Raw genomic sequence first — 24,825 nt, 5'->3', positions numbered from 1 at the left:
TTCCCCTCCCGCATCTGGTCCTTTCGAGGGAGCAGGTCCCGGCCGGTCCTCATTTCGGGGGAGCGGGGGCGGGGGGAGATCGTGCGGATGGTCCTTCGGGACCACCCGCGAATTCCTCACCGCGAGCGATGGTTCAGAACCCGGTGCGCCACCAGAATTCCCTTGTACCCAAACCGGGTTGGAATCCTGAAGACCGTGGAGACCTGCTGTGCCCGACGCTGCTCCGGATGCGAAGAAGAAAAAGGCCAAGAGTTCCGAGAACGTGCTGTCGCGCGCCGGCGGAACCGGGGACACGATTCCCCGGGACCGGCGAGCGGCCTTTCTGGAGCAGATGATGCTCTCGCGCGAATGCGACCGGCGTTCCGGGATCGTTCTGCGGCAGGGCCAGGCGTGGTTCCACATCTCATCGGCCGGCCACGAAGCCCTCGCAGCCCTGTGTGAACTGCTGGAACCCGAGGACCTGATCTTCCCCCACTACCGCGACCGCACCCTGATGCTGGCGCGCGGAATGGATGCCGAAGGACAGGCCCGTGACCTCATGGCCAAGGGCGGATCGCATTCCGCCGGACGTAATATGAGTTCGCACTTCAGCCACCGCCCGGGAAATGTCTTCTCCCTCGCCAGCCCGACCGGAAGCCAGTGCCTGCCGGCGGCCGGCGCCGCGTGGGCGTCCGTACTGAGCGGCGAGAGGAAGGTCGTCGTCTGCTCCATCGGCGACGCCTCGACGCGACAGGGTGAATTCTTCGAAGCGCTCGCCTTCGCGGTCGAACGGAAACTCCCGGTCGTCTTCCTCGTCTCCGACAACCGCTACGGAATCAGCACCCCGACCGACGGCCTCTCGCCGCAGCGGCTCGGCCTGATGCCGGACGCGATCACCAAGGTCGTCGACGGGTCGGACCCGGACGCCGTGCACGCCGCCGCGGCCGCCGTGCTGCCGGACGTCCGCGCCGGCCGGGGCCCGGCCGTGCTGTGGTGCCGGCTGGACAGGCTCGACTCGCACACATCCTCCGACGACCAGCGGCTCTACCGCACCAAGGACGAACTCGCCGCCATGCGCGACCCGGTGGCCCTCTTCACCGACCGGCTGGAAGCCGAGGGGACGATCGTCCCCGGCTGGGCGGACCAGGTCCGGGCCCGGCTCGCCGACGACGTCGAGGAGGTCTTCGACCGTGTGGCCGGAGAACCCTCCGCCGACCCCGGCGAGGTGATGGACCACCTGTTCGCCGCGGCGGACGAGCAGCCGACCGCCCCCGCCGACACCCGCCCCTGCGGCGGAACGATGGTCGAGGCGGTGAACCGGGCCCTGCGCACCGGGCTGGAGAACGACCCGACGCTGGTGCTGTTCGGCGAGGACATCGAGGACCCGAAGGGCGGCGTCTTCGGATTCACCAAGGGCCTCGGCACCCTCGCCGGCCCCCGGATGACCAACTCCCCGCTCGCCGAGGCCACCATCGTCGGCGCCGCCGTCGGGCTCGCTGCGGCCGGCATGCGGCCGGTGGTCGAGCTCCAGTTCGTCGACTTCGCCGGACCGGCCTGGAACCAGATCGCCTCCCAGCTGACCACCCTGCGCTGGCGGACGGCCTCCGCCTGGCGCTGCCCCGTCGTGATCTACGCACCCTGGGGCGGCTACCTGCCGGGCGGCGGAATCTGGCACAGCCAGAGCAACGAGAGCCTGTTCACCCACCTGCCCGGGCTGCGGGTCGTGGTGCCCTCCACCCCCGAGGACACCGAGGCGGTCTTCCTGGAGTCCTTCGCATCCCCCGACCCGACGCTGATCCTGCTCCCCAAGCACCTGATGCGCCGCCAGCACCCGCCGCAGCCCGGACCGGCACCCGCCCGGGGCGCCCGGCTGCTGCGTACCGGAGCCGACGTCACCATCGCCACCTGGGGCAATGGCACCGAACTGGCCACGGAGGCGGCGGACCGGCTGGCCGCCGAGGGCGTCGGCACCGAGGTGATCGACCTGCGCTGGTTGACCCCGGTCGACCGAGAGGCGGTCGCCGCCTCCGTCCGGCGGACCGGCCGTCTGGTGGTGGTCCAGGAGGACAACCGCACCAGCAGTTTCGGCGCCACCGTCCTGGCCGACCTCCTCGGCAGTGATGACGAGTTCTACTCGCTGCTCGCGCCGCCCCGGCTCGTATCCCGCCGGGACGTCCACATCCCCTTCCACCCCGACCTGGAGAGCGCCGTGCTGCCCGCGGCGGACGACGTGGTCGCGGCCATCCGATCGGTGCTGGCATGAGCGAGAAGAAGACGACGACCACCTTGACCGTCCCGCGACTGGGGGAGGGGATCGTCGAAGTCCTGATCCTGCGTCTGCTGAAGCAGCCCGGTGACCTCGTCGCCAAGGACGAACTGCTCTACGAGATGGAGCACGACAAGGCTTCCCTGGAGATCGAGTCGCCGACGGCCGGCAGGCTGACCGCCTGGCTGGTCGAAGAGGGCCGACGGGTGCCGATCGGCGGAGCCGTCGCCGAGATCGAGCCGGTCGCCGAGACCGAGGCGGTCGCCGGGACCGGAGCACCCGCCGAGCCGGGCGCAGCCGCCGACGGCGCAGGCCCGGCTCCCGCACCCGCGCAGGGCGCGTCGCCCGCCGGACCGCCCGGACAGCCCCGGACCGGCACCGTCCGCATCCCGCCCCGCACCCGGGCCCACGCCCGCAGGCTGGGCCTGGACGAGACGGTCCTGGCGACCTTGGTTCCCGCCCGGGGGCGCAGCCTGATGCCGGCCGACCTGGAGCGCCACGTCGCCGACCGCGCCTGCGCCGCCCCCGAGCCGCAGCAGGTCCGGCTCCAGGCCCGGTCCCAGGACCCGGTCGAGGGCGCGAAGCCCGTCACCCCGGCGCCGCTCACCGGCGCCGGCCACGACTTCACCGACCGGCCCGTCAGCCGGCGTCAGAAGGAGCTCAACCGGGCGCTGCGTTCCGGCACCGGTGACGTGGTGCCTGCCGTCGTGGCCACCGAGGTCCGGGAAGAACTCCTCGCGAGCGCGCTGCGCGCCCGCCGCGCCGCCGGCGACGGCCAGAGCTTCACCACCGCCTTCCAGGTCTTCGCACACCTGGCTGCCCGTGTCGCCGCCGACTTCCCGTTCCTGAGGTCGCGCCGCCTGGGCGAGGACCACCTGCGCGTCTTCGACCACGTGGACCTGGGCATCGCCTGTGCCGGTGAGGACGGTGATCTGACGATCGGCGTGGTGCGCGGCTCCGACCTGCTGGACGCCGACCGGTTCGACGAGCGCTACGCCGACGCCGTCGAGCGCGCCCTCGGCGGCGAGTCCCAGGCCGACGGCCGGGTCACCCTGATGCTCTCCCACCTCGGCGACCAGGGCGCGACCTTCGCCGTCCCCGTCGTCGTGCCGCCCGCCGCCGCCACGCTGTTCCTCGGAGCGCCGTCCGGCAGCGGGCCCAAGGCGGTCCGCCGGATCGTTCTGGCATTCGACCACACCGTGTTCAACGGCCAGGAGGCCGCCCGCTTCCTGGACGCCCTGCGGGCCGAGCTCGCACAGGCCGGTGAACCGGAGGCACCCGTCCCGGCCGCGACGACCGACCGGACCCGGGCCGACGGACAGCAGGCCAGGGAGGTCCGGGAGAGCGCGCTGGAGCGGCTCACGGCTCTCGCGAGCGAGGTGGCCGACCACGCGGTGGATCCCGACCGCCCGCTCGGCGAGCAGGGCATCGACTCCGCCAAGGCCCTGCGCCTGACCCGTGAAGCGGGCCGGATCTTCGGGACCAAGCTGCCCGCCACCGCGATCTGGAAGTACCCGACCCTGCGGGCCCTCGCCGAGCTGCTCCCGCAGACCGCACCCGGCGAGGCGCCCTCGACCCCGCCCACGCCGATCGCGCCGATCGCGTCCGTGCCGGTCGCGTCCGCGGCGGCCACGTCCGTAGCGGCCACGTCCGTGCCGGTTCCGGTGGCCGTTCCGGATGCCCGCGGGCCGGCTGAGGAAGACGTACGGGGCGCCGTCGCCGTCATCGGCATGGCCTGCCGTGTCCCCGGCGCCGACGACGTGGACGCGTTCTGGTCCCTGCTGGCCGAGGGCCACTGCCGGATCGAGCCGGTTCCCGCGGGTCGTTTTGCCGGGTCCCCGGCCGGCGACCCGGCCGCCGCCGCGCCGCGGGCCGGGCTGCTGGACCGGATCGACCTCTTCGACGCCCGCTTCTTCTCCGTCACCCCGCGCCAGGCCGCCTCGATGGACCCGCAGCAGCGCGCGCTGCTCGAACTGAGCTGGCACGCCCTGGAACACGCGGCCCTCGACCCGGACGACCTGGCGGGCACGCCGGTCGGCGTGTTCGCCGCCGCGTGCAGCTACGACTACCGCGAGCAGCTGGTGGAGCGGGACGCCGCCGACGGGTACGCCACCGTCGGCACCTTCCCCGCCTTCCTCGCCAACCGGATCTCCCACACCTACGACTTCACCGGCCCGAGCATCACCGTCGACACCGCCTGCTCCGGCGCGCTCACCGCGCTCTCGCTCGCCGAGCGGGCGATCCGCTCCGGAGACTGCGAGATCGCCCTAGCGGGCGCCGCCAACCTGCTGAGCAACGGCTTCAACAACGAGGCGTACCGCCGGGCCGGCATGCTCTCCCCGCAGGGGACCAGTCTGGTGTTCGACCGAGGAGCCGACGGGTTCGTCCGCGGCGAGGGCGCCGGCTGGGTGGTGCTCAAGCGGCTCGACCGGGCGATCGAGGACGGCGACCCGGTGCTGGCCGTCCTGCGGGCGACCGCCGTCAACCATGGCGGTCGCGCCGCCGCCCTGACCGCCCCCAACCCCCGCGCGCAGGCCGCCCTGGTGCGCACCGCCCTGGACCGGGCCGGTCTGCACGCCGCAGACCTGGGCTTCCTGGAGGCTCACGGCACCGCCACCCCGCTCGGCGACCCGATCGAGATCGACGCCGTCCGGGAGGTGCTGGAGGGTGGCGCCGGGGGACCGGTCACCCGGGCCGCCGGCCCGCTGGACCGGCTGTGGGTCGGCTCGGCCAAGGCGAACATCGGGCACCTGGAGGGCGCGTCCGGCCTCGCCGGCCTGATCAAGGCCGTCCAGGTGCTGCGCAACGAGCTGATCCCCGGGACACCGAACTTCACGGAGCTCAACCCGCACATCGACCTCGACGGCACCCCGCTCACGGTGGCCGACCACCCGGTCCGCTGGCCGCGGGTGGACGGCTCCCCGCGTCGAGCCGCCGTCAGCGCCTTCGGTTTCGGCGGCAGCAACGCGCACGCCGTCCTGGAGGAGGCCCCGGCCCTCGACGGCCCGGGCGCGGCGAACGGGAACGGCGTACTGCTGGCCGTCCCCCTGTCGGCCGCCACCGCGCGGTCGCTCGTCCGGTTGGCCGGCCGCCTCGCCGACCGGATAGGGAAGGAACCGTCCGGCCTCGACCTGCAGCAGATCGCCTGGTCCCTGCAGAGCGGCCGGCGCGCCCTGGCCGAGCGGATGCTGGTCGTCGCCCGCGACACCGGCGAACTGGCCGACGCCGTGCGGGCGTTCGCCGCGGGGGAGACCCACCCGGCGACCGCCACCCTCGAACGCCCCGACGCCCTCGCCACCCTGACCGACGAACGGGCCCGCACCGCCCTGCTCCAGTGGCTCTCCGGCGGCACCGCCGACTGGGCGGCCCTGTGGACCGTCGGGCAGCCGCCCCGGCGCGTCCCGCTGGTGCCCTACCCGTTCGAGCGCGAGCCGTACTGGCTGCCCGGCGAGCCCGCGGCCCGCCCCGCGTCGGCGGTGGCCGCCCCGTCCGGCCCCGCGCCGACGGCCGTCGTGGCGACCGCTGCCGCCGTGACCGGCGGTCGCACGAACGCACTCGTGCTGCCCGCCGGCCACCCGCTGGCCGAGCACCGCGTGGCCGGCCGGGCCGTCGCCCCCGGCGCACTGCTGATCGACGCTCTCGCCGGCGGCGGACCCGTCGCCCTGAGCGGCGTCCGCTTCCTGCGCCCCGTCCCGTTCGACGACGGCCTGCGCCTGGAACGCGGCACGGACGACGGCCACGGCCGGACGGCCCTCACGGTCCACCACGACGGCCACGTCCACGCCAGGGCCGTCGCCGACCCGGGGACCCCGGAGCCGTTGGCGGCCGGCGACCGCACCCTTGCCGACGGCACCCCGGTCGACCTCGCCGATATGCTGCACCGGGCCGGCATCGATGTGGGCACCGCCTACCACGCCGTCACCGCCCTGGTGCGGTCCGGCAACCGGGCAGCCGGCCGGCTGACCCCGCCGGCCGGCGACCCGCTGACCCGCCGGGTCGGCTGGCTCGACGCCGCCCTGCAGGCAGCCTGCGCACTGGCCGCCCCCGGCAGCACCCTGATGGCCGCCGCCCTCGGCCGGGTGTTCTGGAGCGGCGAACTGCCCGACCGCGCGGACCTGCTGCTGCACCTCGTGGAGGATTCCCCCGAACACGTCCTGGTGGACCTGGACGCCGTCACCGAGGACGGACGGGCCGTCCTGCGGGTACGCGGCCTCCGCCTGGTTCAGGCACCGTCCGCACCCGCGTCGACCGCACCCGCACAGGCCGCGCAGGACAGCGCCCCGATCCGCGTGCTGTCGCCGGTCTGGGCCGAGGAGAGCACCCCCCGCCCCGCCCCGGCCGGCACTGCGACCCATACCGTCACGCTGTACGACCGGCACACCGAGCGGGCCGCCGAAGGCCTGCGCGGAGACGTCGCGACCCTGCTCCCGGTCGGCCCGGACGGCGTCGACCGTGACCGCCTCGGCACGGCCGTCCGCGCCGCAGCCGGATCCCCCCTCGCCGTGACCCTCCTCGTCGGCGGCTGCCGGTGGACGGAGGACACCGCCGGCGTCACGGCGCTGCGCCACTGGCTCACCGCACTGCTGACGACCGCCCAGGTCCTCGCGGAAAGCGGCACACCCGCCGAGGTGCGGCTGCTGACCACCGGCCTCGGAGCCCCCGACGGCGAGTCCCCGGCCCCCGGCGCCTCGCTCCAGGGCGCGCTCCTCGGAGCGCTGCGCACCCTGCCACTGGAGGTGCCGACCGTCACCACCGCCGCCGTCGACCTGCCCGCCGACGCGCTGCACAGCGCCGCCTTCGAACCGATCGCCGCCGCCGTGGCCGAGCCCTGCGGGCGGGCCGTCCCACTGGTCGCGCTGCGCGGCGTCCGCCGCTTGCGCCAGGTGCTCGCCGAGCGGCCGCTGCCCGACGCCCGGGGATTTCGCCCCGGAGGGGTGTACGTCGTGTTCGGCGGCGCCGGAGGAATCGGCGGCGAGGTCGCCCGCCATCTCGCCGCCCGCTACCGCGCCTCGCTGCTGCTCGTCGGCCGCTCGGCCGAGGGCGAGGACGTCCGGAACCTGCTGGAGGACCTGCGGGCAGCCGGCGGGCAGGCCCACTACCACCGCGGCGACGTCACCGACGCCGGCGATGTCGCCGCCGCACTCGCCCGCTGCCGCACCGACTTCGGCGAGCCCGACGGCCTGCTGCACAGCGTCGGCTCCGTGAGCGACGGCCTGCTGACCGGGCTCACCGCCGCCGACATCGACCACGTGCTCGAAACCAAGGTCACGGCCGTCCTGACGCTGCGCCGAGCCCTGGCGGGCCGGCCGGGCACCGCCCTGGTCCTGTTCTCCTCCGTCGCCGGCCTGTTCGGCAGCGTCGGCGGCCTCAACTACGCGGCGGCCAACGCCTTCCTCGACCACTACGCGGCCGCCGTCGACGGCGACGGCGGGCTGGTGGTCCGCACCTTCGACTGGGGCCTGTGGCGCGGTACCGGCCTCGCCCGCCAGTACACCGCACACGTCCGGCGCCAGTACCCGGGACTGACCGACTTCGAACCAGAGAGAGGGGTGGCCGCCTTGGAAGCGGGCATGTCCGGCACCGATCCGCAGACCGTCGCCATCAGTGGCGATCCGGAGCCGCTGCGGGCCCTGACCCGTCCGGCCGCCGCCGACCCGGCGCACCTGCTGGAGCGCTACGCACGCGGCGCCCTGGCCCGGACCATGGCCGACCTCGGCCTGGACCACGGCACCGCCCGGGCGGGCTGCACCGCCGCCGCCGACCTGCTGGGCGTCGTCCCCGAGCACCACCGCCTGCTCGCCGCCGTCCTGGACCTGCTGGAGGGCGAGGGCCCCGACGCCCGGTCAGCCGTGCACCTGGCCACCGACCGTGCCGCCCTGCTGGCCGGCCACCCCGACCTGCTCGGTCACGTCGAACTGCTGGACCGCGCCCTCGCCTCGTACGGCCCGGTGCTGCGGGGCGAGCAGCCCGCCACCGCGGTGCTCTTCCCGCGCGGCGACCTCGGCGCGGTGTCCGCCATCTACAGCAACAACCAGCTCTTCGACCCGGTCAACGCGGCCGTTGCCCGCGAGCTCGCCGCCGACGCCGCCCGGATCGCCCGCGAGGGCCGGCGCCCCCGCATCCTGGAGATCGGTGCGGGCGTGGGCGGCACCACCGCCTCCGCGCTGGCCGCGATGGACGCCCTCGGCGTCACCGACGCCGAGTACGCCTACACCGACGTGTCCCGCGCGTTCCTCCAGCACGCCCGGCGCCGGTTCGGCGAGCGGGTCGGCCCGCAGCTGCTCGACATCGAGAAGAGCCCCGCCGGTCAGGGGTTCGCCACCGGTCACTACGACCTCGTCGTCGCCAGCAACGTGCTGCACGCCACCCGCGACCTGACCCTGGTGCTGCGCCACGTGTCCGAGCTGCTCGCCCCGGGCGGACGGCTGCTGCTCGTCGAGATCACAGTCCCCGCCGCGGTCTACACCCTCACCTTCGGCCTGACGGACGGCTGGTGGCGCTACGTCGACACCCAGTACCGCCTGCCGCACGGGCCGCTGCTCGACGGCGCCCGCTGGCAGGCCCTCCTGGAGGCCGGTGGCTGGACGCTCGCCGGGGTCGGGCACCAGCGCGACGTACCCGGATGTGTGGCGCTGCTGGACTGCCGTGCCCCGTCCGCCCCCGCCGCAGACGTGCCGGCCGCCGCAGCGGCGACCCGGACCCCGGCCGCCGACGGCACCGACGGCACGGGCGGCACCCACGACCGGCTTCGGGAGATCGTCCGGGAGCTGCTGGGCGACCCGCGGGCCGATGTCCCCGGCGACCGGCCGTGGCAGGAGCTGGGCATCGACTCGCTGCTCAACCTGGAGCTCGTCACCGCCGTGTCGAAGGCGTTCGGCGAGATCTCCAGCACCGCGCTGTTCGAGCACCGGACGCTCGACGAACTGGCCCGGGCGCTCGGCGGACGGGCCCGCCCGGCCGGCGCCACCGCTGCGGCCACCGCCTTCGCCGCGGCCGAGGCCCCGGACGAGGCCCCGGCCGCCGGCGACGGTGACGCCACCGGCGACGGCGCGGGCGCCGCGGACCTGCTCGCCGAACTGACCGGGCTGGCCGCCGACCTGACCGGCCAGGACCACGCACTCATCGACCAGGATTGCGACTTCCCCGGCATCGGGGTGGACTCGCTGCTCAACGGCGAGTTCACCGCCGCCCTGCGGCAGCGCTTCCCTGCCCGGGCGATACCCTCCACGGTGCTGTTCGAGCACACCTCGCTGCGCTCCCTGGCCGCCTGGCTGGCGGCCCCCACGCGCCGGGCCCGCCCGCACGCGGTCACGGTGGCGGCCGCGACACCGCCCGCACCCCTCACCGTCCCGGCCACCCTGCCCGTCTCCCCGGACGCCGCGGCCCGCAGCGCTGCCGGCCCGCGCCCGGCCCGCCCGGCGGTGCCGGCCGAGCCGAGCGGGCACCGTGCACCGGTCGCCATCGTCGGCCTGGCCGGACGCTACCCGGGCGCCGAGGACATCGACGCCTTCTGGCGGCTGCTGTCCGAGGGCCGGAACCCGGTCACCGAGGTCCCGGCCGAACGCTGGGACTGGCGCACCGCCCGCACCCTCGGCGGCGGCTACGCCCGCTGGGGCTGCTTCGTCGACGGCTGGGACCGCTTCGACCCCGAGCTGTTCCGCATCACCCCCCGCGACGCCGCCGTGATGGACCCCCAGGAACGGCTCTTCCTGGAGGTCTCCTGGGAGGCGTTCGAGACCGCCGGCTACAGCCGCCGCACCCTGTCCGGCAGCGCCGGCGGCCCGAAGGTCGGCGTCTTCGCAGGCGTCACCTCCAACAGCCACCTGATCGCCCAGCACCAGGCGCGGCTGGCAGGCGCCGACAACCCGGAGTACGCCGTCACCGCGGCGGCCTCCGTCGCCAACCGGGTCTCCCACGCGTTCGACCTCAGCGGCCCGAGCCTGACGGTCGACACCATGTGCTCCTCCTCCCTGACCGCCCTTCACCTGGCCTGCCGCGCCGTCCAGGACGGTGAGGCGGACCTCGCACTCGCCGGCGGCGTCAACCTCTATCTGCACCCGGACCGGTTCGCCGGCCTCTGCGCGCTCGGCATGCCCTCGCGCGGCGACCGCACCCGCGCCTTCGGGGCGGGCGGCGACGGCTTCGTCCCCGGTGAGGGCGTCGGAGCCGTCGTCCTCAAGCGCCTGGACCGGGCCGAGGCCGACGGCGACACCGTCTACGCAGTGATCCGCGGCACCGGCCTCAACCACGGTGGCGGCACCGGCGGATACACCGTGCCCAACCCGCTCGCCCAAGCCGCCGTGATCGGCACCACCCTCGACGCCGCCGGGATCGACCCCGCCGCAGTCGGCTACCTGGAGGCCCACGGCACCGGAACCGAACTCGGCGACCCGATCGAACTTCGGGCACTGGCCCTCGCCTTCGACGGCGACCGTCCCGCCACGGCCGGCCTGCGGATCGGCTCGGTCAAGTCCAACATCGGACACGGTGAGGCCGCCGCGGGCATCGCCGGCCTCACCAAGGCCGTCCTCCAACTGCGGCACGGCCAACTCGTCCCCACCCTGCACGCCGAGCAGCTCAACCCCAAGCTCGACCTGGACGGCACCTCCCTGCACATCCAGCGCCGCGCCGAGGCCTGGCCGCAGTCCGTCGACGCCGAGGGCCGGACCCTGCCGCGGCTGGCCGCCGTCAGCTCCTTTGGCGCCGGCGGGAGCAACGCCCACGTCCTGCTGGAGGAGTACCCGCAGACCGCACAGCCCGCGCCCGCCCGCCCCGGGGCCGACCGCACGCCGGTGCTTCTCCCGCTGTCGGCCCCCGACCCCCAGCGGTTGCGCACCCTCGCCGCCCGGCTCGCCGGCCTGATCGCCCACGTTCCCGGCAGCGAGACGCTGCTGGCCGCCACGGCCACGCCGACCGACATCGCGCACACCCTGCGGGTGGGCCGCGAGACCTGGCCGCACCGCGCCGCGGTCACCGCCTCCGACCCGAGGCGGCTGCGCGAGGCGCTCACCGCCCTCGCCGAGGGCCGCCCCCACCCGGACGTGGCCACCGCCGACACCGCCGACCACGCCGAGGCCGTCGCCCGGGCCTGGGTCGTCGACGGACGGCCGCCCGCGCAGGACCTGCCCGGCCGCCGCGTGGCGCTGCCCACCACACCGTTCGCCCGCCGCCGCTGCACCCTGACCGCGCCCGAGGGGCACGACCCACTACTGGGCGCCCCGATCGACCTGCCGCTGGCCGACTCCGTACGGATCCCCGCGACCCGGACGGTGACGGCCCGCCTCGGCGGCGCGTCCCGCTGGGTGGCCGATCACGTCGTCGACGGCACCGCGCTGCTGCCCGGAGCCTTCCACCCCGAACTCGTCCACGAGGCGCTCCTGACCGCCGGCGAGTCCCCGTACCGTCAGGTCATCCGTGACCTGATGTGGCCCGCCCCCGCCGCCGGGCTCCCCATGACGGTCCGTGCCGAGCTGGCCGAACCCGGCGCCGACGGTACGCGCAGCTTCACCGTCGAGGCGGTCACCGCCGCAGACGGCGAGCGGACCGCGGCACGCGGCTGGACCGAAGCCGCCGTCGCCGACCGGGTCCAGCCCTCCCTGCGGTACCGGCCGGAGGACCTGGCCCGGCACCTCGCCGAAGGCGTCGACGCCGAGGACTTCTACCGGGTCTTCGCCGGCCACGGCTTCGCCTACGGTCCGCTCTACCGGACCGTGCGCCGTGCGCTGCGCGACGGCGAGGAGACCACCGCCCGGCTCCGGCTGCCCGACGGCGAGGACCGTGACGGCAGGCAGGTGCTTCACCCGGCGCTGTTCGACGGCGCCTGCCAGACCGCGGCCTTCCTGCTGCTCTGCGAGGATCCCGCCGCCCGGCGCCGCTACCGGCCGCTGTCCGTGAACCGGCTCGCCGTGCACGCCCCGGTGACCGGCGAGGCGTACGTCCACGCGCGCCGGGTCCGCGCCGAGGAGGCGTCCGGCACGCACGTCTTCGACGTGCGCCTGGTCGACGCCGGCTCCGGCGAGGTGCTCGCCGAGGCCGAGGGCTTCCGCATCAGGGTGGAGGACCGTGACGCCCCGGCGGCCCCGGCCCGTACCGCCGACACGGCCACCACGGCTGCCGCGTTCGCTCCGGCGGACGGCGACCGCGCCCCGGCCGTCGCCACCTACCGGCTCGGCTGGCCGGACGCCCCCCGTCCCGCCGCAGGGCGCCCGATCGGCACCCTCTGGACGGTGGGCGACGGCGCCCTCGCCGACGGCCTGGCCCCGCAGGCCGCCGCCCGCCTCTCGTTCGACCGGGCCTGCGACGTCGACGCACTGGCGGAGACCGCCGGGCGCACCGGAGCCCCCGCGACCGTCCTGGTCGACCTCACCGGCGGCCCGCGCGGCCTGGGGTTCGGCGCCGACCCGCTGCCCGCGGGGCAGATCGCGGCCGACTGGACGGACTTCAGGACCGGCCCGATCGCACAGGTCTTCGGCCTGCTCCAGGCCCTGGTCCGCTCCCGCGCCCTGGACGGCGTCCTGGTGCTGTTCGCCACCGACGACTCCGCCGCCGGGCCGTCGCCCTTCCAGCGCGCCCTGCACAGCCTGGTGCGCACGGTGGCCGGTGAGACCGGCAGGCTGCGGCTGCGGATGGCCTCCGTCGGCTCCGGCACGGCCGGCACCGTACTGCCCGACGCCGTCGCCGCCGTCCGGGCCGAGCTCTCGGCCGAACCGGCCGACGGCGAGGACTGGGTGCGGATCGGCCCCGGCGACCGCCGCCGGCGTGCTGCCCTGGCCCCCGTCCGGGACACGGGTACGGCCGACCCGGCCGGCCTCCTTCGCGCGGACGGAACCTACCTGGTGATCGGCGGGCAGGGCGGCCTGGGCAGCGAGATCGCCGCCGCCGTCCGGGCCGCCCGGCCGACCGCACGCCTCGTCCTGGTCGGGCGCTCGGCCCCCGACGAGGCGGCCCTGGCCCAGCTTCGCGGGCCGGCCGGCACCGGACCGGTGGACTACCGCCGGTGCGACGTCACCGACCTCGCCCAGCTCGCCGAGCTGGCTGCGGAGTTGCAGCGCTCCGGCACCGAGCTGCACGGCATCGTGCACACGGCCGGCGTCCTGCGGGACGGCTTCCTGCGGGGCAAGACCCCCGAGATGATCGAGGAGGTCTGCCGGGCCAAGGTGCTGGCCGCGGTCGCGGTGGACGCCGCCTTCCACGACCACCCGCTGGACTTCTTCGTCGTCGCCTCCTCGCTGGCCGCCCTGGTCGGCAACCAGGGGCAGTCCGACTACGCCTTCGCCAACGGCTTCCTGGACGGCTTCGCGGCCGCCCGGACCCGCTGGACGGAACTGGGCCTGCGGTCCGGGCGCAGCCTCTCCGTGGGCTGGCCGGTGCTGGAGGGCGCCGGCATGGCGCCCGAGCCCGCCGCCCTGGGCTACCTGTCCGACACCTTCGGGCTGCGCCCGCTGCCGGTGCGCGAGGCCGTACGCCGGATGTGGCCGCTGCTCGACCTGGCCACCGGACCCGGGCAGGCGCACGCCGCCCTGGTCGCCGGCGACCAGGACCTGTGGTCCCGGGCACTGGGAGTCGCCGCCGACGCCGCCGCGGACACCCCGGAGCCCCGCGAGGCACCGGCCGCTCCCACTCCCACTCCCACTCCCGCTGTCGCCGACGCCGCCGCTGCCGCCGACCCGGCTCCGGCCGCGGACGGCCGCACCGCCGCGCTGCGCTGGCTGGCCGAGCGGGTGGGCCGGGCGATCGGCGTCCCGGCGGCCATGATCGCCGCCGACCGCCCGCTCCTGGACTACGGCGTCGACTCCATCGCGGTGATGCGCCTCAGCCGGCTGCTGGAGGACGACCTGGGCCGGCTGCCGGTCGCCCTGCTCCTCGACAGCTCCACCCTGGGCGAGTTGACCGACCGCCTGCTGCGCGACCACGGAGCCCAGCTCACCGCGGCGGTCTCCGCGGAGACCGGGCCGGCCCCCGCCGAAGCCCCCGCGGCCCCCGCGGCCCCCGCGGTCATCGGGGCCGCACCGGCCCCGGTCGACGCCGCAGGCACCGAAGCCGTACCGCTGCCCGACCGCCTGATCGGGATGTGGACCTCCGACCAGGCCGCGGCCCCGCTGGCGCCGTACAACATCTCCCTGTCCTGGCGGCTCGCCGACGCCGACCGCGCCGCGCTCGCCGGTGCGGTGGACGACCTGGTGCGCCGTCACCCGGTGCTCGGCTGCTGCGTGCGCCCGCACCGCGGCGAACCGTCGTTCGTCCCCGCCCGGACGGCACCCGCCCTGGTGGACCGCTCGCCCGAGGTCGGCATGGACCTCGCCACCGCCGTACGGCAGGAGGCCGACCGCCGCTTCGCGCCGGCGACCGAGCCGCTGCTGCGGCCCGTGCTCTGGCGGGACGGAACCGACACCGTCGTTCAGCTGACCACGCACCACCTCGCCGCCGACGGCCGGTCGGCCGAGCTGATCGGCCAGGATCTCGCCGCCCTCTACGCGGCCCGGACCGGCGGGGGAACGGCCCTCGCCCCGGCGCCCTCCTTCGCCGACGTCCTGCGCCGCGAGCGCGAGGACGCAGCCCGGACCCGCGCCGCCGACGAGTCCTTCTGGGCCGCCCGGCTGGCACGGCTGACGGCCGGGCCGCTCTTCCCGGACGCGGACACGGGCACCGACGCCGCGTCCGCGCAGCGCGAGTACGGACTGGGCGCCGACCTGTCGGCACTGCTGTCCGCCACCGCCCGCACCGCCGGCGTGACCCCGTTCACCGTGCTGCTGGCCGCCTTCGCGGCCTCCCTCGGCCGGCTGACCGGACGCCGCTCGTTCCTGCTCGCGGTGCCCGCCTACGGCCGGGCCTCGGCGAGCGAGGACGACGCGGTCGGCTGCTTCGTCAACTCCGTGCCGCTGCGCATCGACCTGGACCCGGCCCGTCCGGTCGCCGACTGGCTGACCTCGCTCCACGACGAGGTCCGCGGTGCGGTCGGCCACGCCGGACTGCCCTACCCGCGGCTCACCGAGCTGTGCCGGGCCGCCGGGGAGCACACCGTCCCCACGGTGACCTTCGCCTACCAGAACTGGCGCCGCGAGACCGCCGGTGCCGCCCCGGGCGGACGCACGGACATCGGCCTGCCGGTCCACCGGCGCGGCCAGCGCGGCCACTTCGACCTCGGACTGGAGGTCACCGACGGCCCCGACGGGATGGACGTGCTCGCCAACCACCGCACGGGTGCGCTCGACGGCCCGGCCGTCGACGGCCTCGTCGAGGACCTGCGGCGCATGGTGGTCGAGCTGTCCCGGGACCTGGACGGCGGCCGGACCGGCCGGCTGCTCGACCCCGCCGGGTCCACCCTGGTCAGCCGGTTCGCCGACTCGGTCCGCCGCACCCCGGACCGCACCGCGGTCGAGGACCGGGACGAGACGTTCAGCTACGCCGCGCTGGACGAGCTCTCCGACGCCGTCGCCCGGCAGGTGTCGCGGGCCACCGGGCCCGGTGAGCCGGTCGCGGTGCTGATGCACCGCTCGGCCCGGCTCGCGGCCGTCCTCCTCGGCATTCTCAAGAGCGGCCGGCCCTACGTTCCGCTCGACGACTCCTACCCCGCCGACCGCCTGCGGATGGTGGTCGAGGGAGCGGAGTGCCGGCTCGCGGTCGCCGACCCCGACCTGGCCGCGCTGCTGCCCGCCACCCTGCGGGTACTGCCCGCGGCCCAGGCCCTCGACCCGGCCGCCGCGCCGGAGCCGGATTCCGGGCGGGGCACCGCACCCCTCCCCGGCGACCTGGCCTACCTGATGTTCACCTCGGGCAGCACGGGCCGGCCGAAGGGAGTCGGCGTCACCCACGGGAACGTCGTCCACACCCTGGAGGCCATCGCGGCCACCACCGGAACCGGCCCGCAGGACCGCCTGCTCGCCGTCACGACGGTGTGCTTCGACATCTCCGTCCTGGAGCTGTTCATGCCGCTGCTGACCGGCGGCACCGTGGTGGTGGCCCGCCGCACCGACGTCGTCGACGCCCGGCGGTTGGCCGACCTGATCGAGAGCCGGAACGTCACCGTTCTCCAGGCCACCCCGGCCGGCTGGCAGCTGCTGCTGGACGGCGGCTGGCGGGGCCGCGCGGGGCTGACCGCGCTGTGCGGCGGCGAGGCGCTGCCGCCGAACCTGGCGGCCGGGCTGGTCTCCCGCACCGGCAGCCTGTGGAACGTCTACGGGCCCACCGAGGCCACCATCTGGTCGACGATCGGACGCGTGGACGGCGCGGCCGTGCACCTCGGCGGTCCGATCGGCGCGACCGACCTGGTCGTCACCGAGGTCGACGGCACGGCCGCGCCCGCCGCGGGCGAGCCCGGCGAGCTGTGGATCGGCGGACCCGGCGTCGCCCAGGGCTACTGGCGCAGGCCCGACCTGACGGCCGAACGGTTCACCGCCCACCCGGCCCGGCCCGAGGGCGGCGGACGCTGGTTCCGCACCGGCGACCTGGTGCGGCGCGACGAGCAGGGCCGGCTGGTCTTCCTCGGCCGGGCCGACAGCCAGGTCAAGATCCGCGGGCACCGCGTCGAGCTGGGCGAGATCGAGGCCGTGCTCGGCACCCATCCGGGCCTGGCCCGGGTCGTGGTGGTGCTCCGCGGCGAGGGGGCGCTGGTCCGGCTGGTGGCCGTCGCCGTCCCGGCGCGCGGCGCCGCCGCACCCGGCCTCGACGAGCTCCGCGCGTTCGCGGCGGCGAGCCTCCCGGCCTGGATGCTGCCCGACCGGCTGGTCACCACCCCCGAGCTGGCGCTCACGCCCAACGGCAAGGTGGACCGCAAGGCCGCCGCACTGCTGGCCCGGCCCGCAGCGGAGCGGGAGGCCGCCACCGATCCGGTCCGGTCCGCAGATCCGGCGCCCGCGCCGGTCCCGATGCCGCCTGCGGTCCACGCGCCAGCGCAGGCCGACCCGGCGCGGATCCGACAGAGCGTCACCTCCTTCTGGGCCGAGCTCCTCGAACTCGACCACGTCCCCGGTGACCGGCGGTTCTTCGACCTCGGCGGCAACTCGCTGCTGCTGGGCCGACTGTTCGCCCGACTGGAGGACCGCTTCCCCGGCACCGGCCTGGAGGTCGCCGACCTCTTCGCCCGCCCCACCCTCGACGACCAGGTGGCCCTGCTCACCGAGCGGCTCGCCCCGGCCGCACCCCCCGCCCCGGCCGCCCCGGCCGCCCCCGCCGCCCGGACCGCGCTGCCCCCTTCCGCTCCCGCTGCCCGCCCGTCCCGCCGCGAGGCACGGCGCGCCCTTCGACTCGGAGACGACCACCGATGAACCACGACCACCACCCGTACGACGCGGTCGACGACCCGAACGCGGTGGCCGTCGTCGGCATGTCCTGCCGCTTCGGCCCCGCCACCTCGGCGGACCGGCTCTGGGAGCTGCTGGAGCAGGGCCGCAGCGGGATCCACCGCTACTCGCCCGAGGAGCTCGTCCGGCTGGGCCACCGGCCCGAGCTGGTCCGGCGCCCCGGCTTCGTCCCCGCCGGCGTCGTCATGGAGGACGCCGACGCCTTCGACAACGAGTTCTTCGGCTACAGCCCGGTGCACGCCGAGTGGCTGGACCCGCAGCAGCGGGTCCTGCTGGAGACGGCCTGGCACGCCCTGGAGGACGCCGGCTTCGCGCCGGACCGCACGGGGCTGCGCACCGCCGCGTACGTCTCGGTCGGCCAGTCCACGATGCCGCAGGTCGGCATCACCGACCTGGACGCGGCCGGCATGATCCGCTTCTCCTCCTCCGACAAGGACTTCGCCGCAAGCCGGATCTCCTACAAGCTCGGCCTCACCGGCCCCAGCCTGACCGTGCAGTCCGCCTGCTCCAGCGGACTGGTCGCCGTCCACCTTGCGGTGGAGAGCCTGCTCGGCGAGGAGAGCGACCTGGCCGTCGTCGGCGCCGCCTCGCTGCACTTCCCGCAGGCGGGCTACCTCGCCGCACCGGACATGATCCTCTCGCCGAGCGGCGAGTGCCGGCCGTTCGACGACGGCGCCGACGGCACGGTCTTCGGCAACGGTGCCGGCGCGCTCGTACTGCGCCGGCTGGCCGACGCCGTCCGCGACGGCGACCCGATCCGCGCGGTGATCCGCGGCAGCGCCGTCAACAACGACGGCGCCCGCAAGATGGACTACCACGCCCCGTCCCCGGAGGGGCAGGAGGCAGTCCTGCGCGAGGCGCTGGCCGTCGCCGGGATCGACGCGCACACCGTCGGCTACCTGGAGACCCACGGCACCGGCACCCACCTCGGCGACCCGATCGAATACGCGGCCCTCGACCGCGTCTACGGCGGCGAGCGGCCGCACCCCGCCGCCATCGGCTCCGTCAAGAGCGTCGTCGGCCACCTCAACACCGCGGCCGGACTCGCCGGCCTGGCCAAGGCGATCCTCGCGCTGGAGCACGCCGCCGTGCCGCCGCAGGCCCCGTTCGAGAAGCCCAACCGCCGGCTCGCCGGGACCGGCGGCCTGCGGATCGCCGCCGGCGGCGACGGCTGGCCCGTACCGGACGGCCCGCGCCGGGCCGCGGTCAGCTCCTTCGGCATCGGCGGCACCAACGCCCACGTGGTGCTGGAGCAGGCGCCCGACCTGCCGGCCCCGCCCGCCGGCAACGGCCACGACGAGCACCGGGTGCCCGTGTCCGCCCGTACCGAGGAAGCCCTGCGGCAGCTCGCCGCCTCCCTGGCGGACTCCCTGGGCCGCCCCGGCGCCCCGGAGCCGGCCGACGTCGCGCACACCCTGCGCACCGGCCGCAGCCACCGTGCCGTCCGGGCCGTGCTGACCGCGCGCACCACGGCCGAACTGGCGGAGCAACTGCGCACGCTCGCCCGGGAGGGCACCGCGGCAGCCGCGACTTCGGCCGCCCCCTACCGGGCGTGGATCGAAGGCACCGGCGAGCTGCCCGAACCGGAGCCCGCCGCGGGCCGGACCGGCCGACGCGTCCGGCTGCCCGGCTACCCCTTCGCCCGCCGCCGGTGGCCTCGCCCCGACGCCCCGGACCTCGCGCCGGACAACCGGTCGCCCGAGGCGGCCACCGACGCGCTCCCGGTCCGGACGGTGCGCCCCGGTGACCCGCTGGCGGCCGACCACCTCGTCGGTGGGCTGCCGGTCTTCCCGGCCGCCGCCCAGATCGACCTCGCACTGACCGCCGCCGGCCGACTCGCCGGCGGACCGGCAGCCGGCCTCGCCGACCTCGCGTTCCGCCGCACGGTCGAGGTGGTGGACCCGGTCGAGCTGCGGGTGGAGATCGAGGACGGACAGGTCCGCGTGGCTTCCACGGACGTCCACTCCCAGGCCCGCCTGCTTCCGGCCGGCGCACCGGAGCGGCCCGCCCCGCTCGACCTCGCCGCCCTGCGCCGCTCGTACCCCGAATCGGCGGAACCCGAAGCCCTCTACCGCTACTTCGCGGACAACGGCGTCGGCTACGGCCCGGCCTTCCGGGTCCTGCGCGAACTGCACCACGGTCCCGCCGGGGTGCTGGCCCGGGTGACCGCCGCACCGGAGTCCGTGCCCGGCGAGACGGTCTCGCCCTGTGTCCTGGACGGCGCCCTCCAGTCCGTCATCGGCTGCGTCCTGCGCGAGGACCTGGCCGGCGAGACCTTCATCCCGTTCGCCATCGACGAGCTGACGGTGCACGCTCCGCTGCCCGGCGAGGTGTGGGTCACGGTCAGCCCGCAGCGGCTCGCCGGCGGCGGCCGGCGGGTGCGCCGGTACGACGTGGCCGTCGCGGCGGAGGACGGCGCGGTCCTGCTGACGCTGCGCGGCCTCGCCCTGCGCCCGGTCACCGCCCCCGCTGCGGCCGGTGCGCCCGCCGTGCCGCAGGGAGTCCACCTGTTCGCCTCCACCGCAGAGGAGTTCGCCCCGACCGGCCGGGACGCCGCCACGGCCGGACCGCTGGTGCTGATCGGCGACACGGCCCTCGACGGCGCCGACCTGGTGCTCCCGGCGCCCGCCGACCCCGACGCCGCCGCGGCGGCCGGAGCCGAGCTGGCCGCTCGGCTGCCCGCCGGCGGTGGCCGGCCGACCATCGTGTGGCCGGCCGCCGCCGACGACCCGCACACCGACCCCGCGGCCACCGCCACCGACGGCGCCCTGCGCGTCCTGGCCCTGCTGCGCGCCCTGCTGCGACCGCTCGGCCGACGTGGCGCACACCTGGTCGTCCCCTACCCGGCAGGCTCCCCGGCGGGTGCGGTGGCCGGCGCCGGCCTCGCGGCCCTGGGGCGCTCGCTGACCGGTGAGAACCCCCGCTTCGACCTCACCGCCCTCGCCGTCGAGGACGGCGCCGGACCGGCCGGGCTGCGCCGCGCGCTCGACGCCCTGACGGTGCGCGTGCCGCTCTCCCGTGCGCTGACCGTCGCGGCCGACGGCGGGCTGAGGACCACCGTCCTGGCACCGCTCACCCCGGCCGCCGGCTCCCGGCCGGTCCTGCGCCACGGCGGGCGCTACTGGATCCACGGGATGGGACGCCTCGCCGCCCTCCTCGCCGAGCACCTGCTCGACCGTCACGCCGCACGGATCGTGCTCACCGGCCGGTCCGCCGCCGACGGCGCGCGCGGCGAGGAGCTGCGCCGGCTCGCCGACCGGGCGGCCCGGACCGGCGGTTCGGTCGAGTACCGGCAGCTGGACCCGTCCGACCCGGCAGCCGTCGGCGACACCGCCCGGCGGATCGCTGCCGACGGCCCCGCCGTGAACGGCGTCTTCCACTGCGCCGGGGTCCTGCGCGACGGGTACGTCCTGCGCAAGACGGTCGCCGACGCCCGCGACGTGATCGTTCCCAAGCTGGTCGGCGCGGCCGAGCTCGACTCGGCCACGGCCGACTGGGACCTGGACTGCTTCGTCGTCCTCTCCTCCGTGTCGGGCGCCCTCGGCAGCGCCGGCCAGGCCGACTACGCCTTCGCCAACGCCGCCGCGGACGAACTGGTCCGCCGCCGCGCGGACCGGGCCGGCCGGGGCCGTTCGGTCTCGATCGCCTGGCCGTTCTGGGCGGACGGCGGGATGCGCCCGGACGGGCCGGCCCAGGAGGAACTGGCCACCCTCGGCATGCGGGCCCTGCCCACCGAGGCCGGGCTCGCCGTACTGGAATCCCTGCTCGCCGGTCCCGCGACCGCGCCCGTGGTGCTGTACGGCGACCGGGAGGCCCTGCTCGCCTCCTTCCCGCTGCTGACCTCCGAGGCCCCCGCGGCCGTCCCGGAGCCGGCTCCGGCCCAGGCTCCGGCTCCGGCCGCGGAACAGGCGGCACCCGCCGCCGCGCCGGCCGGGGAGGTGACCGCCGTCCTGCACCGGCGGCTGGCGGCCGTCGTGGCCGAGGCGACACGCACTCCCGTCGACGACGTCACCGCCGACCGCCTCTTCGACGACCTGGGGATCGACTCCCTGCTCGCCATCCGGGTCGTCGAGCTGCTGGAGAAGGACTTCGGGCGGCTCTCCAAGACCCTGCTGTTCGAGTGCCGTTCGGTGGAGGAGCTCGCCGAGTACCTGAGGGAGGAGCACCCCGAGCGGTGTGCCGCGCTCGCGGGCGGACCGAAGGAGACCACCGCCCCGGCCGCTCCCGCCGCCCAGGCCCCGGCTCCCGCCGCCCCGGCCCAGGCCCCGGCTCCCGCCGTGTCCGCCATGCCGTCGGGGCCGTCCGACGACGACCTCGCCGACCCGCGGGCGATCGCCGTGATCGGCGTTGCCGGACGCTTCCCCGAGGCCGACGGCCTCGACCGGCTGTGGCGGAACCTGACGGAGGGCCGCGACAGCATCACCGAGGTCCCGGCCGACCGCTGGGACGCCGAGGCCCTCTACGACGCCGACAAGACCCGCGTCGACCGCACCCACACCAAGTGGGGCGGATTCGTCGACGGCGTGGAGAACTTCGACGCCGCGCTCTTCAACATCTCGCCCCGCGAGGCGGGGATCGTCGACCCGCAGGCCAGGCTGTTCCTGGAGAGCTGCTGGGCGGCCCTCGACGACGCCGGCTACACCCCGGACCGTCTGGTGTCGGCCGCGGAGGACCCGGTGCACCGGCGCGACGTCGGCGTGTTCGTCGGCGCGATGTACGGCGAGTACCAGCTCCACGAGGCGGAGGAGCGGCTCAGGGGCAATCCCGTGCTGGCCAACAGCGCCTACTGGTCCATAGCCAACCGGGTGTCCTACTTCTTCGACTTCCAGGGCCCGAGCGTCGCCGTCGACACGGCCTGCTCCTCCGCGCTGACCGCCGTCCACCTGGCGGTCGAGTCGCTGCGGGCCGGCACGTCGCGGGTCGCGATCGCGGGCGGCGTCAACGTCCTCATCCACCCCAACAAGTACTTCATGCTCGGCCAGGGCAGGTTCGCCTCCAGCGACGGGCGCTGCCGCAGCTTCGGCGCCGGCGGCGACGGCTATGTGCCGGGCGAGGGCGTCGGAGCCGTGCTCCTCAAGCCGCTGCGGGACGCGCTGCGCGACGGCGACCACATCCACGCCGTGATTCGCGGCACCGCCGCCAACCACGGCGGCCGTACCAACGGCTACACCGTGCCCAACCCCCGCGCCCAGGCCGACCTGGTGACGAAGGCGCTGCGGGACGCCGGCCTGACCGCCCGCGACCTCGACTACATCGAGGCGCACGGCACCGGCACCGCGCTCGGCGACCCGATCGAGATCCGCGGACTCGCCTCGGCGTTCGCCCGGGACGGCATCAAGGGCCCGGGCAGCCTCCCGATCGGTTCGGTCAAGTCCAACGTCGGCCACCTGGAGTCGGCCGCCGGTTCGGTGGCGCTCGCCAAGGTGCTGCTCCAGCTGCGCCACCGCACCCTGGTGCCGTCGCTGCACGCCACCCCGCCCAACCCGGAGATCGACTTCGACGGGGTCCCGTTCAGCGTGCAGCAGCAGCTCGCGCCGTGGCGCACCCACGACGGCGCCGCGCGCCCGCTGCGGGCCGGGATCAGCTCGTTCGGTGCCGGCGGCGGCAACGCCCACCTGATCGTCGAGGAGGCACCCGCGCCCGCCCCGCGTCCGGCAACCGGCCGCCGGGAGCCGCAGGTACTGTTCCTGTCGGCCCGGACGGACACCGCGCTCGCCGCGTACGCCCGGGACCTGAGGGACCATCTGCTCCGGGCCCGTTCCGCCGGCGAGGAGCCCTCGGCGGCCGACGTCGCCTTCACCTTCGCGGTCGGGCGCGTCGACCTGGCCCGCCGCGCCGTCCTCCCGGCCGACTCGCTCGACCTGCTGCTCGCCGGTCTGGAAGCCCTGGCCGAAGGCCGGCCGCGGCCCGTCCCGCCGGCCGGCGAGGAGATCGCCGCCTGGCTCTCCGGCCGGCGCATCGACCGCGAGGCCGCCTGCGGTGCCGCGTCCGTCGGCCGCCGCATCCCCCTGCCGCACTACCCGTTCGAACGTGTCCGCTGCTGGTACGACCTGCAGATCGCCCACCTGCACCGGCAGGGCCTCGGCAGTGCCGGGCAGGAACCCGCGTTCGCCCGGGACCACTTGCGCGACTTCGGCCGGGCACCTTCCGACCGGCCGCAGGCCATGCCGGGTACCGCGCCGGCGCCGGCCGCCGTGCCCGTGTCGGCCGCCGAAGGCGCGCAGGTCTCCGCGCCCACGGGCGTACCCGCCCGGGCAGCGGTTCGCCCCGCCGTACCCGCGCCGACTGCCGTACCCACCCTGACCCTGCGCGGTGCGGCCGAGCCGGCCCGCCGGCCGGCAACCGACCCGATGGAGAAGCCACAGATGACCAGCGACCGCAAGATCTCGCTCCGGCCGCTCGCTCCGGCCACGGCCGCGACGAGGCCCGCTGCACCGGCGACCCCGGCGACCCCGGCGGCTCCCGCCGCCGTGCCCGCCCCGCCTGCCGCACCGGCCCCTGCCGCCGTCCCGGCGGGCCGTCAGGAGGAGATCGCCGAGGAGGTCGTCCGGCTGCTCGCCGGTGTGCTGTACCTCGAACCGGACCGGCTCGACCCGGAGGAGACCTTCCTGACCCTGGGCGTCGACTCGATCCTCGGCGTGGAGTTCGTCGCTGCCGTGAACGCCGCCTACCCGGTCGGAGTCAAGGCGACCGCCCTGTACGATCACCCGACGCCGGCCGCGTTCGCCCGGCACATCGCCGAGTCGCTCGGAGCCCCCGCCCCGGCACCGACCTTCGCTCCGGCCGTCCCGGCCTCTCCGGCCGTCCCGGCCTCTCCGGCCGTCCCGGCCTCTCCGGCCGTCCCGGCCGTGGCCGTCGACCCCGCCCCCGTCGCCCGGGCACTGCGCGAGGAGCTGGCGCGGACGCTGTACTGCGAGCCCGGCGACATCGACGACGAGGCGAGTTTCAACACCCTCGGCCTGGACTCGATCCTCGGCGTGGAGTTCGTGGCGTTCGTCAACCAGACCTACGGGCTGGACGAGAAGGCCGGCATCCTCTACGACCACCCCAGCCTGGCCGCGCTGAGCCGCCACGTCGCCGGACGCGCCGCCCCGGTCCCGGCCGCCGCCGCGGAGCCCGCCGCCCTCCCGCTGCCGGTGACCGGCGCCGGGGAGCCCTCCCAGGCGGACCTGGACGCGCTGCTCAGCGCCGTCCGCGACAACCGGCTGTCCATCGAGCAGGCGGTCACCCTGCTCACCCCGCGGCGCTGACCCCGCCCTCCCGCACCACCTCGACCGCCCG

The 24,825-nt window shown here is 76.1% G+C and carries 3 protein-coding genes; all 3 read left to right on the top strand.

Features of this window, described 5'->3' with window-relative positions; genetic code table 11:
• The first annotated feature begins 208 nt into the window (after positions 1-208).
• The 3 genes from OG624_RS41580 to OG624_RS41570 are packed head-to-tail and all read left to right on the top strand — an operon-like array spanning position 209 to position 24,794.
• A complete protein-coding gene (locus OG624_RS41580) occupies positions 209-2,242 on the top strand; it encodes an alpha-ketoacid dehydrogenase subunit alpha/beta (protein WP_244290790.1) in 2,034 nt (677 codons plus the stop codon).
• Positions 2,239-17,508, top strand: a complete 15,270-nt coding sequence (locus OG624_RS41575) for an amino acid adenylation domain-containing protein (protein ID WP_331721000.1) — start codon at positions 2,239-2,241, stop codon at positions 17,506-17,508. Before OG624_RS41580 ends, OG624_RS41575 begins: the two co-directional genes overlap by 4 nt.
• The gene (locus OG624_RS41570; protein ID WP_331720999.1) at positions 17,505-24,794 is read left to right on the top strand and encodes a beta-ketoacyl synthase N-terminal-like domain-containing protein; all 7,290 of its coding nucleotides are present in this window, start codon (positions 17,505-17,507) and stop codon (positions 24,792-24,794) included. Before OG624_RS41575 ends, OG624_RS41570 begins: the two co-directional genes overlap by 4 nt.
• Positions 24,795-24,825: the final 31 nt, after the last annotated feature.

It is taken from the genome of Streptomyces virginiae (genome assembly GCF_041432505.1).
GTDB classification, from domain to species: domain Bacteria; phylum Actinomycetota; class Actinomycetes; order Streptomycetales; family Streptomycetaceae; genus Streptomyces; species Streptomyces virginiae_A.
Note: the sequence above shows the minus strand (reverse complement) of the source record. Positions and strands in the feature narration are given on the sequence as shown.